Origin of the sequence: Cupriavidus necator, from assembly GCF_016127575.1 — a bacterium.
In the GTDB taxonomy this organism is placed as follows: domain Bacteria; phylum Pseudomonadota; class Gammaproteobacteria; order Burkholderiales; family Burkholderiaceae; genus Cupriavidus; species Cupriavidus necator_D.
This window is the reverse complement of the sequence record NZ_CP066018.1, coordinates 1,876,940-1,890,041: the sequence shown is the minus strand read 5'-3', so window position 1 is coordinate 1,890,041 and position 13,102 is coordinate 1,876,940. Positions and strand designations below refer to the sequence as shown.

17 protein-coding genes are annotated in these 13,102 nt (G+C 63.4%); 2 read left to right on the top strand and 15 right to left on the bottom strand.

Going from position 1 to position 13,102, the window contains the following annotated elements; all coding sequences use genetic code 11:
* Nucleotides 1-18 precede the first annotated feature (18 nt).
* Together I6H87_RS08825 and petA are read right to left on the bottom strand one after the other, a co-directional pair.
* Nucleotides 19-1,422 carry a cytochrome b gene (locus I6H87_RS08825; protein ID WP_011616138.1) on the bottom strand — a complete coding sequence of 468 codons (1,404 nt, stop codon included), beginning with the start codon at nt 1,420-1,422 and terminating at the stop codon, nt 19-21.
* A gap of 2 nt (nt 1,423-1,424) precedes the next feature.
* Nucleotides 1,425-2,042 (bottom strand): ubiquinol-cytochrome c reductase iron-sulfur subunit, encoded by a 618-nt coding sequence (gene petA / locus I6H87_RS08820; protein WP_010812314.1) that lies wholly within the window; start codon nt 2,040-2,042, stop codon nt 1,425-1,427.
* Between the two features lie 214 nt (nt 2,043-2,256).
* On the opposite strand from petA, the gene mscL reads away from it, so the two are divergent.
* A complete protein-coding gene (mscL, locus tag I6H87_RS08815; RefSeq protein WP_010812315.1) occupies nt 2,257-2,682 on the top strand; it encodes a large conductance mechanosensitive channel protein MscL in 426 nt (141 codons plus the stop codon).
* A 72-nt stretch (nt 2,683-2,754) separates the two neighbouring features.
* On the opposite strand, the gene I6H87_RS08810 is transcribed toward mscL, so the two are convergent.
* Nucleotides 2,755-3,501 carry a Nif3-like dinuclear metal center hexameric protein gene (locus I6H87_RS08810; RefSeq protein ID WP_010812316.1) on the bottom strand — a complete coding sequence of 249 codons (747 nt, stop codon included), beginning with the start codon at nt 3,499-3,501 and terminating at the stop codon, nt 2,755-2,757.
* A gap of 20 nt (nt 3,502-3,521) precedes the next feature.
* On the opposite strand from I6H87_RS08810, the gene I6H87_RS08805 reads away from it, so the two are divergent.
* Complete coding sequence (locus tag I6H87_RS08805) at nt 3,522-4,715, top strand: Do family serine endopeptidase (RefSeq protein WP_010812317.1); 1,194 nt, start codon at nt 3,522-3,524, stop codon at nt 4,713-4,715.
* 455 nt (nt 4,716-5,170) lie between these two features.
* Here the strand turns inward: I6H87_RS08805 and I6H87_RS08800 are convergent, their stop codons facing one another.
* From I6H87_RS08800 to I6H87_RS08745, 12 genes are all read right to left on the bottom strand, one after another.
* Nucleotides 5,171-6,280, bottom strand: a complete 1,110-nt coding sequence (locus tag I6H87_RS08800; protein WP_010812318.1) for a porin — start codon at nt 6,278-6,280, stop codon at nt 5,171-5,173.
* Between the two features lie 243 nt (nt 6,281-6,523).
* A complete protein-coding gene (gene tatC / locus I6H87_RS08795) occupies nt 6,524-7,321 on the bottom strand; it encodes a twin-arginine translocase subunit TatC (RefSeq protein WP_010812319.1) in 798 nt (265 codons plus the stop codon).
* 140 nt (nt 7,322-7,461) lie between these two features.
* The gene (gene tatB / locus I6H87_RS08790; protein ID WP_010812320.1) at nt 7,462-7,974 is read right to left on the bottom strand and encodes a Sec-independent protein translocase protein TatB; all 513 of its coding nucleotides are present in this window, start codon (nt 7,972-7,974) and stop codon (nt 7,462-7,464) included.
* A gap of 95 nt (nt 7,975-8,069) precedes the next feature.
* Nucleotides 8,070-8,303 carry a Sec-independent protein translocase subunit TatA gene (gene tatA / locus I6H87_RS08785; protein ID WP_010812321.1) on the bottom strand — a complete coding sequence of 78 codons (234 nt, stop codon included), beginning with the start codon at nt 8,301-8,303 and terminating at the stop codon, nt 8,070-8,072.
* Between the two features lie 148 nt (nt 8,304-8,451).
* Nucleotides 8,452-8,808: a histidine triad nucleotide-binding protein gene (locus I6H87_RS08780; RefSeq protein WP_011616140.1), complete on the bottom strand. Its 357-nt coding sequence runs from the start codon at nt 8,806-8,808 to the stop codon at nt 8,452-8,454.
* 63 nt (nt 8,809-8,871) lie between these two features.
* Nucleotides 8,872-9,264: a DUF4870 family protein gene (locus I6H87_RS08775; protein ID WP_010812323.1), complete on the bottom strand. Its 393-nt coding sequence runs from the start codon at nt 9,262-9,264 to the stop codon at nt 8,872-8,874.
* 60 nt (nt 9,265-9,324) lie between these two features.
* A complete protein-coding gene (locus I6H87_RS08770) occupies nt 9,325-9,696 on the bottom strand; it encodes a phosphoribosyl-ATP diphosphatase (protein WP_010812324.1) in 372 nt (123 codons plus the stop codon).
* Entirely contained in the window at nt 9,693-10,097 is a 405-nt protein-coding gene (gene hisI / locus I6H87_RS08765) for a phosphoribosyl-AMP cyclohydrolase (protein ID WP_011616141.1), read from the bottom strand. Before hisI ends, I6H87_RS08770 begins: the two co-directional genes overlap by 4 nt.
* Before the next feature lie 2 nt (nt 10,098-10,099).
* The gene (gene hisF, locus I6H87_RS08760; protein ID WP_010812326.1) at nt 10,100-10,870 is read right to left on the bottom strand and encodes an imidazole glycerol phosphate synthase subunit HisF; all 771 of its coding nucleotides are present in this window, start codon (nt 10,868-10,870) and stop codon (nt 10,100-10,102) included.
* Nucleotides 10,871-10,930: 60 nt separating this feature from the next.
* Nucleotides 10,931-11,677 (bottom strand): 1-(5-phosphoribosyl)-5-[(5-phosphoribosylamino)methylideneamino]imidazole-4-carboxamide isomerase, encoded by a 747-nt coding sequence (gene hisA, locus I6H87_RS08755; protein ID WP_010812327.1) that lies wholly within the window; start codon nt 11,675-11,677, stop codon nt 10,931-10,933.
* Nucleotides 11,678-11,815: 138 nt separating this feature from the next.
* Entirely contained in the window at nt 11,816-12,469 is a 654-nt protein-coding gene (gene hisH / locus I6H87_RS08750) for an imidazole glycerol phosphate synthase subunit HisH (RefSeq protein ID WP_010812328.1), read from the bottom strand.
* Nucleotides 12,466-13,089 (bottom strand): YchE family NAAT transporter, encoded by a 624-nt coding sequence (locus I6H87_RS08745; RefSeq protein ID WP_010812329.1) that lies wholly within the window; start codon nt 13,087-13,089, stop codon nt 12,466-12,468. The genes hisH and I6H87_RS08745 overlap by 4 nt, the downstream gene beginning before the upstream one ends.
* Between the last annotated feature and the right edge of the window lie 13 nt (nt 13,090-13,102).

Genomic DNA, 13,102 nt, shown 5'->3' with positions numbered 1-13,102 from the left:
TGTCGGGGTTCGCTTCGCTCAGTGCGGGTGGAACGTGACACGCTCCGGGACCGGCTTGAACTCGCCGACACGGCTCCACAGCGGCATGGTCAGGAAGAAGGCGAAGTACAGCAGCGTACCGAGCTGCGACACCTTCTCACCGACCGGCGACGGCGGTTGCACGCCAAGATAGCCGAGCACCAGGAACACCACCACGAAGACGGTCAGGATGGTCTTGTGGAAGGCAGGACGATAGCGGATGGACTTGACCGGCGAGTGGTCCAGCCACGGCAGGAAGAACAGGATCACCACCGAGCCGCCCATCACCAGCACGCCCCAGAACTTGGCGTCGATGAAGTAGAAGCCCACGGCCAGGATCACCGCGACGGCGATGGCGCCGATCTTCACGCGCGCATCCTTGCTGCGCAGGAACACCATGCCGAGCAGCAGCGCGAAGAACACCCACAGGATCGGCAGGAAGTTCGACGTGGTGGCACGCAGCATCGAGTAGAACGGCGTGAAGTACCACACCGGCGCGATATGCGGCGGGGTTTTCAGCGGGTCAGCCGGGAAGAAGTTGTTGTGTTCCAGGAAATAGCCGCCCACTTCCGGGAAGAAGAAGATCACGGCCGAGAACAGGAGCAGGAAGCCGGCAACGCCCAGCGTGTCGTGCACCGAGTAGTACGGGTGGAACGGGATGCCGTCCAGCGGGATGCCGTTCTCATCCTTCTTGGCCTTGATCTCGACGCCGTCCGGGTTGTTCGATCCCACTTCGTGCAGCGCGATGATGTGGGCAATGACCAGCGCCAGCAGCACCAGCGGCACGGCGATGACGTGGAACGAGAAGAAGCGGTTCAGCGTTGCATCGCTCACCACGTAGTCACCGCGGATGAACAGCGACAGGTCCTGGCCGATCACGGGAATCGCCGAGAACAGGTTCACGATCACCTGGGCGCCCCAGTACGACATCTGGCCCCATGGCAACAGGTAGCCCATGAAGGCTTCCGCCATCAGGCACAGGAAGATCAGGCAGCCGAAGATCCAGACCAGCTCGCGCGGCTTGCGGTACGAACCGTACAGCAGGCCCCGGAACATATGCAGGTAGACCACCACGAAGAAGGCCGAGGCGCCGGTCGAGTGCATGTAGCGCACCAGCCAGCCCCAGGGGACTTCGCGCATGATGTATTCCACGCTGGCGAAGGCCACGGGAATGCCGGCGGCGTTCAGAGTGCCGTCGGGCTTGTAGTTCATCACCAGGAAGATGCCGGTGACGATCTGGATCACCAGCACCAGCAGCGCCAGCGAACCGAAGAAGTACCAGAAGTTGAAGTTCTTCGGCGCGTAGTACTTGGAGAGGTGGTCTTCCCACAGCTGGGTTGCGGGGAAGCGGGCGTCGATCCAGCCCAGCAGGCCGGTCGTCTTGACTTGTTTTTCGGCCGCCATGATCAGGCTTCTCCTTTCTCGTCCTTGCCGATCACGATCTTGCTGTCGGTCAGGAACTGGTAGGGGGGAACATCGAGATTCTGCGGAGCCGGCTTGTTCTTGAAGACGCGCCCGGCGAGGTCAAAGGTCGACCCGTGGCAGGGGCAAAGGAAACCGGGATCGGAGCCGAGCTGGGAATTGGCACCGGCAGCGAAGGGGCCCGACGGCGAGCAGCCCAGGTGGGAACAGATACCCACCACGACCAGGACGTCCTTGTGTTCTGCGCGCGAACGGGTTTCGTTCTTGCAGTATTCAGGCGTCTGCATGGTGAATGCAATCTCGGAATTGGGATCGGCCACCTCGCCGTCCGTCTTCTTCAGCGACGCCAGTTGTTCGTCCGTGCGCCGCATGATCCAGACCGGCTTGCCGCGCCATTCGACAGTCATCATCTCGCCTGGCTTCAGCGCGCCAATATCCGCCTCGACTGGAGCACCCGCGGCTTTGGCCTTCTCCGATGGTGCAAAAGTACTGACGAAAGGAACCGCTACCGCTACGCCTCCGACGCCGCCAGCGACGGATGTCGCGATCAACCAATTGCGGCGACCCTTATCCACGCTCTTCACGTCTTGCTGGTCACTCATTCCAAACCCCAGGGGAAGTCAATTTAGATTTTGCGTCAACCATAAAGTGTACCTTAGACACCAGCGCACTAGATAGGCAGAAAATGCCACGGCCATGCGCGATTATCGGACGTGCAACCCGGAAAGCGGCTTCGGTGCTTGCTTTCCGGTGAGTGATGCGGCAGGCTTCGAGCTTGAAACCGTTCATCGCTAGCGACAAGAAGGAGAACCCCCCATGGGCATGATCTCGGAATTCAGAACCTTTGCCGTACGCGGCAACGTCATCGACCTCGCGGTCGGTGTGATCATCGGCGCGGCTTTCGGCAAGATCGTGGATTCAGTGGTCAACGACCTGATCATGCCGTTGGTAGGCCGCGTGATCGGCAAGCTGGACTTCTCCAGCATGTTCATCGTGCTGGCGGATCCCCCACCCGGAACTCCCACTACGCTCGATGCCTTGAAGAAGGCCGGCGTGCCCGTGTTCGCCTACGGCAATTTCCTGACCATCGTTGTCAACTTCCTGATCCTGGCCTTCATCATCTTCCTGATGGTGCGTGCCTTTAACAGGATGCGCGCCGCGGAACCGGAAGCAGCGCCCGCCGCACCGCCCGAGGAAGTCGTGCTGCTGCGTGAGATCCGCGACAGCCTGAAGACCCGCTGACTGGTGCGCCATATGCGCGCCGACCCCGGAAGATAAAACGGCCCCGATGGGGCCGTTTTGTTTTGCGTCAGATCAGACGGGATTAGGAATATCGATAAACGTATGGAGCAGGCCAAAGCGTTCGGCCACATGCTCGCCCAGCGAGCGGATGCCGTAGCGCTCGGTGGCGTGATGGCCGGCGGCAAGGTAAGCCACGCCGCTTTCGCGCGCCAGGTGCGTGGTCTGCTCCGAGACTTCGCCGCTCAGGTAGGCATCGACACCCGCGGCCACCGCGGCATCGAAATAGCCTTGCGCCCCGCCCGTGCACCAGCCGACGGTGCGGATCATCTGGTCCGGCTCACCGATGGCCAGCGGCTCGCGCCCCAGTACGCCACCAACGTGCGCGGCCAGCGCGGAGAGCGGCATCGGCGCGGGCAGCGTGCCGGTCCAGCCGAGCTGGTCGTCGCTGAAGCGGCCGGTCGGGGTAAAGCCGAGCTGCAGCCCGAGCTGGGCGTTGTTGCCGAACTCCGGGTGGTTGTCCAGGGGCAGGTGGAAGGCGAACAGGTTGACGTCCGCGCCAAGCAGGCGCTTCAGACGCGCGTGCTTCTGCCCGACCACGCGTGCATCTTCGTTTTTCCAGAAGTAGCCGTGATGGACGAGGATGGCGTCGGCCCCCGCTTCGATTGCGGCATCGACCAATGCCAGGCTTGCAGTCACTCCCGTCACGATGTGTGTGATCTCCGAGCGACCTTGCACTTGCAGCCCGTTGGGACAATAGTCCTTGTAGCGGGAAACTTCCAACAGGTCATTCAAGTACAATTCAAGCTCTTTTGTTTTCATTTTCTGCTCAAAACTCCAATATGTTGCGGCGCTTTTGGCTGTTCTTTGCCCAGGCTGTCACCGTCGTGCTGGCGGTCTGGTTCGTCGTGGCAACGCTCAAGCCTGATTGGCTGCAGAGGGGGCGCGTCGCGGTCCAGTCCGGTTCGCCCATCGTGGCGCTCAAGGAAGTCGTGCCCAACGTGTCCGGTCCTGCCGCCGAAGGGTCTTACAGCGAAGCCGCCCAGATGGCCATGCCGGCCGTGGTCAATATCTTTACCAGCAAGAACGGCAACAAGCGCTCGCCCAACCCGCAGGCCGAGGATCCGTGGTTCCGCTTCTTCTTTGGCGACCGCCTGCCTGAGCGGCAGGAGCCGGTCTCCAGCCTGGGGTCCGGCGTCATTGTCAGCGCCGAGGGTTACATTCTAACCAACCATCACGTGGTCGACGGCGCCGATGAAATCGAGATCGCGCTGACCGACGGCCGCAAGGCCAACGCCAAGGTGGTGGGCTCCGACCCGGAAACCGACCTGGCCGTGCTGAAAGTGACGCTCAAGGACCTGCCCGCGATCACGCTGGGCCGGCTCGAGAACGTAAAGGTCGGTGACGTGGTGCTGGCCATCGGCAACCCGTTCGGCGTCGGCCAGACGGTGACGATGGGCATTGTCTCGGCGCTGGGTCGCAGCCACCTTGGCATCAACACCTTCGAGAACTTCATCCAGACCGACGCGGCCATCAACCCGGGCAACTCGGGCGGCGCGCTGGTGGATGCGCAGGGCAACCTGCTGGGCATCAATACGGCGATCTACTCGCGTTCGGGCGGCTCGCTGGGGATCGGCTTTGCGATTCCGGTGTCAACGGCCAAGCAGGTGATGGAATCGATCATCTCCACCGGCAGCGTGACGCGCGGCTGGATCGGGGTCGAGCCGCAGGACATGACGCCCGAGATCGCCGAATCGTTCGGCCTCGATGCCAAGGAAGGCGCACTGATCGCCGCGGTGGTCCAGGGTGGGCCGGCCGACAAGGCGGGCGTGAAGCCCGGCGATGTGCTGACCAAGGTGGATGGCTTGTCGATCACGGACACGACCGCGCTGCTCAATGCGATTGCCCAGCTCAAGCCGGGAGTGGACATCAAGATGACCGTGATCCGCCGCGGCAAGGCAACGGACCTGACGGTGACGATCGGCAAACGGCCTCCGCCGCCGCGCCGCGCGCTGCCGTTTGAAGAGGAAGAGTGAGGCTGGGCACGACGACACGGCCCTGAAGACGGAACCCCGCCTTGGATGGCGGGGTTTTTTTATGCCTGGCGCAGCTGCTGCCCTTGGCATCGAGGCAACGGTCACGGAATGCCGCGCCGCGCTGCCGGATCGCGGCGGTGGAACCAGGGGCCGTCACTGGCAGGCGCAAACTCACGCCCGGGGGGCGTGATCGACGTGCATACCGGGTCACGATCGACATGAGCAACGCCGCGCCTGATCCACATCGCCGCGAAGCAGAACGCCGGCACACCGCGCTGCACCCACGCCACCCGCCCTCTGGCCGGCCATCCAGGCGCAGCATGGCTGGCACAGCACGATAACAGCGCAACAGCCTGTACCAGCATTTGGTGCCACAAAAGACAAGAGGCCGGCATCCTTGGGATGCCGGCCTCTTGGTTCAAGCCAATCCTAAGCGGGCTTACACCCGCGTCAGATTAGAACTTGTGGCGCAGACCAACCACAGCACCGAACTGATCCTTGTTCGCCTGAACGTTGGTGGTGGTGGCGGTGTTGAAACCGTTCACGCCCAGGGCCGAGCCCTTGTCGTTCAGGGTGTACGACAGCGAGGTGTACACGTCGGTACGCTTCGACAGCGCGTAGTCGGCCGTGATCACGAACTGCCACGGATCGGCTTCGCTCTTGCGGAAGTCTTGGTAGTACGCAGCGCCCGACAGCGAGAACGCCGGGGTCAGTTGGTAACCCAGACCCAGCCAGTACAGGTTCGAAGCCGTCGACGTGGTCAGGACACCATTGTCAACCGTCGTGCCGCCCGTCAGAGCAGCGCCGTCGAAGGCCTTGGCCCAGCGATAGCCGGCGTAGACCTTGGCCGGACCGAAGGCGTAGTTGGCGCCAACGGTAGCACGGCGAGTACGCTGGCCGCTTGCATCGACGGGAGGCGTACCGGTGGTCGAGCCGTGGATTTCGTCATAAGCAGCACCAACCGCGAACGGGCCAGCTGCGTAGCTCACCAGCGCGCCGTACTGTTGGCCGCGGCGGAATGCGCCGGCGACTTCCTGGCCGTTGTTGTTGAAGCTGTAGAAGGCCGAAGCGGTCAGGCCACCGAACTTGCCGATGTACTTGACGGTGTTGTCAGCGCGCGAAGCGAAGGCGCTGTCTTGCGACAGGATGCCGTAACGCGACGAAATGGCCATCGGGTCGAACTGCAGACCGAAGTCATAGAACGACGTTTGTTGACGGCCCAGCAGCAGCGAGCCGAACTGGCTTTGCAGACCGACGTAGGCTTGACGGCCGAACAGACGACCACCTTGGCTCGTGGCATTGCTGCCCGTGTCCAGGTCGAAACCGCTTTCCAGCACGAACACGCCCTTCAGGCCGCCGCCCAGATCTTCCACGCCACGCAGGCCCCAGCGCGAACCGGACTGGTTACCCGACGACATGCGGAACAGGTCGTCGCCAGCGGCGTTAGCGTTGTTGACGTACTCGAGGCCGACGTCAGCCACGCCGTACAGGGTTACGCTCGATTGGGCATAGGCGCCACCAGCGGCCAGAGCGGCGACGGCAGCAGCAAACAGTTTCATCTTCATATCGACACTTTCCTTGTCAACTGATTGGGAAATCTTGGTTGCCCAAGTACTTGGGCGACGCATTTACATTCACGTCTGCTGCGTATTATGTGCCAGCCCCCCCGGCCGTCAGAAGGCTTTTTCGGCGTAAACCATGCTTACTGGCGGTTTTTGTTGTGGGGGAGCAACAGGAATGGGAGGGAAAATCCCCGTTTTGGTGCAAAAACGGGGATTAGCAGATACGAAAGGCCTACCTCAGCCGAATTAGTCGGGCTGCGTTTCCCCTGAAGCAGTCGCTTCAGGTGACGGACGGCCGACAAAGCGCGCCAGTAGCAGTCCGAGTTCATAAAGCGCCACCAGCGGCACGGCCAGCAGCAGCTGCGACAGCACATCGGGAGGGGTCACGATGGCAGCGATGATGAAGGCCCCCACGATCACATAGGGGCGGATCTGCTTGAGCTTTTCCAGCTCCACCACGCCAAAGCGCACCAGCACGATCACCACCACCGGCACCTCGAAGGTGATGCCGAAGGCCAGGAAAGTGGTCATGGCAAAGCTGAGGTATTTGTCGATGTCAGTCGACATCTCCGCCCCCAGCGGGGCGTTGTAGTGCGCCATGAAATGGAACACCGTGGGGAACACCAGGAAATACGCGAACGCCACGCCGCACAGGAACAGGAAATAGCTGCTCGATACCAGCGGCAGGATCAGGCGTTTCTCATGCTGGTACAGGCCGGGCGCGACAAACTGCCAGACCTGGTACAGCACCCACGGCAGCGCGATCAGGAAGGCCACCAGCAAGGTGACTTTCATCGGCACGAAGAACGAGCCGGTGACATCGGTCACGATCATCTTGCCGCCCTTGGGCAGCGACTCCATCAGCGGCGCGGCAAACAGGTTGAAAATCACCGGGGCCCAGTAGACCAGGCTGACGAAGACCAGGATGATGCCGGCCACCGCCTTGACCAGGCGTTGGCGCAGTTCGACCAGGTGGGAAATAAAGGTTTCCTGCTGCGACTCGTCTTGCGGGTCTTGGGGATCTGGGGACCGGGTGTCGCTCATGGCGTGAACCGCTCAGCCGCGGGGGCTGGCAAGGTGGATCGATGGGGCCGCAACGCGGCGGCGCGCGAATGCAACCAGGACTGCAGCCACGACGGCAGCGGCCGGAACGACGGCCGGCAAGGTGATGCCGCGGCGCATGCTCACTCGAAGAAGGATCGGGATGGCCGGGTGACCGGCCGGTGGCGCTTGACGCGCGCCGCGCCCGACTGCACCCAGACGCGGACATTGTGCTGGCGCTTGAACCAGAGCGGGCGGGCGCCCTGCTTGACGCGCCAGCTCTTGCGCCCGTTGTGCGCCTTGTGGGCCGCATCCCAGCTTGGCACGAAGCCGCCGCCGGCGTCGGCGCTACCGCCGCCGCTGGTCCCCTCGGCACCGCCCAGGGCTTCGTTCAGCGCCTGGGTCTGCTCGTTGACTTCCTTATGGATGGTGCGCTCGACATCGCGCGCGGCGTCCTCGAATTCCGTGCGCATCTTGCGCAGTTCTTCCAGTTCAACCTCGCGGCTGACTTCGGCCTTGACGTCGTTGATGTAGCGCTGCGCCCGGCCGACCAGCGCGCCCACAGTGCGCGCAACCTTGGGCAGCCGTTCGGGACCGATCACGATCAGTGCCACGGCGCCGATCAGCGCCAGCTTGGAAATGCCGAGATCAATCATGCGGACACATCATGCGGACAACATGCGGAAAAGCGCAGGCGCGGGACGACACGCAGGCAGCGAGGTTTGCGTAGAAGGGATGGCACACCGCCGGATTACTGCTGGCGGGTCTTTTCCTTGGCTTCGACGTCGATGGTGGTGGAGTCGCGCAGTTCCTTGGACTGGGCGGGATCGGCGGCAGCCTTGCCCTCGCCGTCCTTCATGCCGTCCTTGAAGCCCTTGACCGCGCCGCCCAGGTCCTGGCCGATATTGCGCAGTTTCTTGGTGCCGAACACGAGCATGACGATCACCAGCACGATCAGCCAGTGCCAAATGCTAAACGAACCCATTTCTTGCTCCTGATGAAGCCGCGGGCGCAATCAGATATGCCCGGACCCGTTGTTCCGTCCCGTTATGGCCGCGCCGGGCGACGGTTGCCGACGCAGCTTCTGCCCGAGGCGTTGCCGCCGCGGACACTCCCATGCCAAAAGCTGCCGGTCAGGGCAGCGGTCCCTTCCACTCGTGGCGCGGCCCGCCCAACACATGGAGATGCAGGTGGTAGACCTCCTGGCCGCCGTCCGGGCCGGTGTTGATCACCGTCCGGAATCCGTTGGCACAGCCTGCCGCCCGCGCCAGTTCAGGCACCTTCAGCATCATTCTAGCAAGCAGCTCCCCTTCGCCGGCGCCGCAATCGGCCAGCGAGTCGACATGCGACCTGGGAACGACCAGCAAGTGTACCGGTGCCTTGGGATGGATATCGTGGAAGGCCACCATATCGTCGTCTTCGTAGACCTTGCGCGACGGTAGCTGTCCGGCCACGATCTTGCAGAAGATGCAATTATCCTGAGCGTTCATGAAGATTTCATTGCGACGGCCGCGGCACCCGGTGTCAGCTTCACGCGCCCGGCCTGCCCGGGATCAGAACTGCTGATCCGGGTACATCGGCTTGCTGTCATTCAGGTACAGCCAGCCCTTGACGATACGATACAGCATCCACAGCGACAGCACGCCCCAGACGGCAAAGGCCAGCGGCATCAGCACGACTGTCGCGAACAGCACCCCGCCCAGCACGCCCCACACCACCGACCACCAGAACGAGCGGATCTGCCAGGCGAAGTGCGAGGCATACAGCGAGCCGCGCGCGTCGTCGCGCTTGACGTAGTCGATCACGATGGCGATCAGCGCGGTGATGCCGCCGGTCAGCCAGAAGATCGCATACAGGGCATACAGGATGTGCAGCAGCTTGCGCAGGCTGCTCAACTGCTCGCCGCTGGGGGTGGTGACTTGCCCGGTGTAGTCGTTCGCCATCATTGCCCTTGGTTAGAAGCCTGCCTTGCGGGCAGGCGGAAGACCGGCCGGCGCCTGCGCCAGCTAGTCCTTGCGCCGGGCCTTTTCCTCGAGGCCGGACAGCCCCTCGCGCCGCGCGAGCTCGTTGACCACATCCGCCGGCGTCAGGCCGAAGTTGGCCAGCAATACCATGCTGTGGAACCACAGGTCGGCCACTTCATAAACCACCTTGCCGGCCTCGGCGCCAGTCTGCCCGGCGGCGCGCGCGTCCTTGGCGGCCATCACGGTCTCGGTGGCTTCCTCGCCGATCTTCTTCAGGATGGCGTCGTCGCCCTTGCTGAACAGGCGCGCCACATAGGATTTGTCAGGGTCGCCGCCGTTGGCGGGCTTGCGCGATTCCAGCACTTCGGCCAGGCGCGCCAGGACATCATTGCTGCTGAGTTGGTTGTCGCTCATGGCTTGGTGTAGATCTGGGCAGGGTCCTTCAGCACCGGCTCGACTGTCTGCCAGTCGCCGACTTCCACATCGCCCTCGAACTTCTGGAAGAAGCAGGAATGGCGCCCGGTATGGCAGGCGATATTGTCGATCTGGGTCACCTTGAGCAGCACCACGTCTTCATCGCAGTCCAGGCGGATCTCGTGCACCTTCTGCACATGGCCGGACTCTTCGCCCTTGTGCCACAGGCGCTTGCGCGAGCGCGACCAGAACACGGCCTCGCCCAGCTCCACGGTGCGCTGCAGCGCGTCGCGGTTCATGAACGCGAACATCAGCACGTCGTTCGAGCCGACTTCCTGCACGATCACCGGCACCAGGCCGTTATCGTCCCATTTGACCTTGTTGAGCCACTTCTTTGCCATGATCAGATCCGCACGGGAATGCCCTCGCGGGCCATGAATGCCTTGGCTTCGCCCACGGTGTGTTGCCCGTAGTGGAAGATGCTGGCGGCCAGCACCGCGTCGGCGCGGCCCCGGGTGATGCCATCGGCCAGGTCCTGCAGGCCGCCGACGCCACCCGAGGCGATTACCGGCACCGGCACCGCGTCGCTGACGGCGCGGGTCAGTTCCAGGTCGAAACCGCTCTTGGTGCCGTCGCGGTCCATGCTGGTCAGCAGGATCTCGCCGGCGCCGCGCGCGGCCATCTCGCGCGCCCATTCGACCGCATCCAGCCCGGTGGCCTTGCGCCCGCCGTGGGTGAAGACTTCCCAGCGCGGCGCTTCGCCCGGGGCGGAACTGCGCTTGGCGTCGATCGCCACCACGATGCATTGCGAGCCGTACTTGGCAGTCGCATCCGACACCAGCTGCGGATTGGCGATGGCCGACGAATTGACGCTGATCTTGTCCGCGCCGGCATTGAGCAGGCGCCGCACGTCTTCGACCGTGCGCACGCCGCCACCCACCGTCAGCGGAATAAAGACCTGCGAAGCCACATCCTCGATGATGTGCAGCATCAGGTCACGCCCGTCGCTGGTCGCGGTGATGTCCAGGAATGTGATTTCATCGGCGCCCTGCTCATCGTAGCGGCGCGCGATTTCCACGGGATCGCCCGCGTCGCGCAGCTCGACAAAGTTGACGCCCTTGACCACCCGCCCGTTGGTCACGTCCAGGCAGGGGATGATACGTTTGGCTAGCATGAGATTCCTTGTCCGCCGCCAGCTCCAGTCTGGCGGCGGCTGCGCCCGCGGCGCGTTGCCTTATTGCCCGTCGCGCAGCTTGTCCGCCAGTGCCTGCGCGGCGGCAAAGTTGAGATCCCCGGAGTAGATCGCGCGGCCGCAAATGACGCCTTCGACACCTTCGCCCTCGACCGCGCAGAGATTGTCGATGTCGGCCAGGTTGGACAGCCCGCCGCTGGCGATCACCGGGATCGACATCGATTGCGCCAGCTTGACGGTGGCATCGATATTGATCCCCTGCAGCATGCCGTCGCGGCCGATATCGGTGTAGATGATGGCCTCGACGCCGTAGTCTTCATACTTGCGTGCCAGGTCCGCCACCTCGTGGCCGGTCAGCTTGCTCCAGCCGTCGGTCGCTACCTTGCCGTCCCTGGCATCCAGGCCGACGATGATATGGCCGCCGAAGGCCGAGCAGGCATCCTTCAGGAAACCGGGGTTTTTCACCGCGGCGGTGCCGATGATGACGTACGACAGCCCGTCATCCAGCCAGCGTTCGATGGTGTTCAGGTCGCGGATGCCGCCCCCCAGCTGCACCGGGATCTCGTCGCCGACCTCGGCGATGATGGCCTTGATGGCCTCCTCGTTGCGGGGCTTGCCCACGAACGCGCCATTCAGGTCCACCAGGTGCAGGCGGCGGGCGCCCTGCTCCACCCAGTGGCGTGCCATGGCGGCGGGATCTTCGGAAAAGACGGTGGCCTGGTCCATGTCGCCTTGTTTGAGGCGTACACACTGACCGTCCTTCAGGTCGATGGCCGGAATGAGCAACATATGCGTGACGAGCGTGGTTGAGTGATAGAGATTGAGCGAGACCGGCGCTGCCGGTCAGGTCGGGTCGATAGTCGATCGGAAACAGGTCGGGTGACGGGTCGAGTTAGCGGTCGATGATCGGTAAAAAAACGAATCGGGTCAGGGCTTCCAGTGGACGAAGTTCCGGTACAGCTGCAGGCCCAGGGCCGCGCTCTTCTCGGGGTGGAACTGCGTCGCGAAAATATTATCGCGCGCTACCGCGCTGGTAAATACGACTCCGTATTCCGTTTCACCGGCAACATGGGCCGGGTCCTGCGCCTGCACATAGTAACTGTGGACGAAATAGAACCAGCTGTCGTCCGGGATACCGTCCCACAGCGGGTGAGGCCTGGCCTGGCGCACCCGGTTCCAACCCATCTGCGGCACCTTGTAGCGCGAGCCGTCGGGCTGCGTCATGCCGTCCAGCGCAAAGCGCACCACCTGGCCGGGCATCAGGCCCAGCGCCGGCGTACGGTCCGCGCCGGCCCGGCTTTCGGTGCTGAACTCGAACAGCATCTGCTCGCCCACGCACACACCCAGCATCGGCTTGCTGGCGGCGGCCTGCACCACCGCCTCCTGCAGCCCGGACGCGCCCAGCGCCGACATGCAGTCGGGCATCGCGCCCTGGCCGGGCAGCACCACGCGGTCCGCCGAGCGGATGCCTTCGGGGGCATCCACCACGCGCACGTCCGCTTCCGGCGCCGCGGCACGCAGCGCCTGCGCCACCGAGCGCAGGTTGCCCATGCCGTAATCCACAATTGCTATGGTAGTCATGATTTCAAAACAGGCAACAATGTCTTCAGCCCGTCCACAATGAATTCCACGGCCAGCGCCGACAGGATCAGCCCCATCAGGCGCGTGCCGATATTGATGCCGGTGCGGCCGATGACCCGGGCGATCGGGTCGGCCGCGCGGAACACCAGGTACACCACCGCACCGATCACCACGCCCAGGCCGACCAGGATCAGCAACTGGTACCAGTGCTGGGTCTTGCCGGCATAGACGATCACCGTGCTGATCGAGCCCGGCCCGGTCAGCAGCGGCAGCGCCAGCGGCACCACCGCGATGCTGGACTTTACCTCGGCCTCGTCCTCTTCTTCCGGCGTGGCCTTGGTGCGGCTGGTCTGCGCGTTCAGCATGTTCATGGCCATCATGATCATGATGAGCCCGCCACCCACCTGCAGCGACGCCACCGAGATATTGAAGAACTCGATGATCTGCTGCCCCAGCAAGGCCGACACCGCCACCACGATCGCCACCGAAACCGATGCGATCTTGATGGTACGCAGCTTTTCCGCTTCCGTCTGCAGGCTGGTCAGGCTGATGAAGAACGGGATCGCCCCGATCGGGTTGATCAGCGCCAGCAGCGAAATAAACGACTTGAGCGTATCCATCGGTTGCGGGTCG

Coding starts and splice junctions, on each gene's coding strand:
- I6H87_RS08825 (WP_011616138.1), bottom strand. CDS start 1,422: ATGGCGGCCGAAAAACAAGTCAAGACGACCGGCCTGCTGGGCTGGATC.
- petA (WP_010812314.1), bottom strand. CDS start 2,042: ATGAGTGACCAGCAAGACGTGAAGAGCGTGGATAAGGGTCGCCGCAAT.
- mscL (WP_010812315.1), top strand. CDS start 2,257: ATGGGCATGATCTCGGAATTCAGAACCTTTGCCGTACGCGGCAACGTC.
- I6H87_RS08810 (WP_010812316.1), bottom strand. CDS start 3,501: ATGAAAACAAAAGAGCTTGAATTGTACTTGAATGACCTGTTGGAAGTT.
- I6H87_RS08805 (WP_010812317.1), top strand. CDS start 3,522: ATGTTGCGGCGCTTTTGGCTGTTCTTTGCCCAGGCTGTCACCGTCGTG.
- I6H87_RS08800 (WP_010812318.1), bottom strand. CDS start 6,280: ATGAAGATGAAACTGTTTGCTGCTGCCGTCGCCGCTCTGGCCGCTGGT.
- tatC (WP_010812319.1), bottom strand. CDS start 7,321: ATGAGCGACACCCGGTCCCCAGATCCCCAAGACCCGCAAGACGAGTCG.
- tatB (WP_010812320.1), bottom strand. CDS start 7,974: ATGATTGATCTCGGCATTTCCAAGCTGGCGCTGATCGGCGCCGTGGCA.
- tatA (WP_010812321.1), bottom strand. CDS start 8,303: ATGGGTTCGTTTAGCATTTGGCACTGGCTGATCGTGCTGGTGATCGTC.
- I6H87_RS08780 (WP_011616140.1), bottom strand. CDS start 8,808: ATGAACGCTCAGGATAATTGCATCTTCTGCAAGATCGTGGCCGGACAG.
- I6H87_RS08775 (WP_010812323.1), bottom strand. CDS start 9,264: ATGATGGCGAACGACTACACCGGGCAAGTCACCACCCCCAGCGGCGAG.
- I6H87_RS08770 (WP_010812324.1), bottom strand. CDS start 9,696: ATGAGCGACAACCAACTCAGCAGCAATGATGTCCTGGCGCGCCTGGCC.
- hisI (WP_011616141.1), bottom strand. CDS start 10,097: ATGGCAAAGAAGTGGCTCAACAAGGTCAAATGGGACGATAACGGCCTG.
- hisF (WP_010812326.1), bottom strand. CDS start 10,870: ATGCTAGCCAAACGTATCATCCCCTGCCTGGACGTGACCAACGGGCGG.
- hisA (WP_010812327.1), bottom strand. CDS start 11,677: ATGTTGCTCATTCCGGCCATCGACCTGAAGGACGGTCAGTGTGTACGC.
- hisH (WP_010812328.1), bottom strand. CDS start 12,469: ATGACTACCATAGCAATTGTGGATTACGGCATGGGCAACCTGCGCTCG.
- I6H87_RS08745 (WP_010812329.1), bottom strand. CDS start 13,089: ATGGATACGCTCAAGTCGTTTATTTCGCTGCTGGCGCTGATCAACCCG.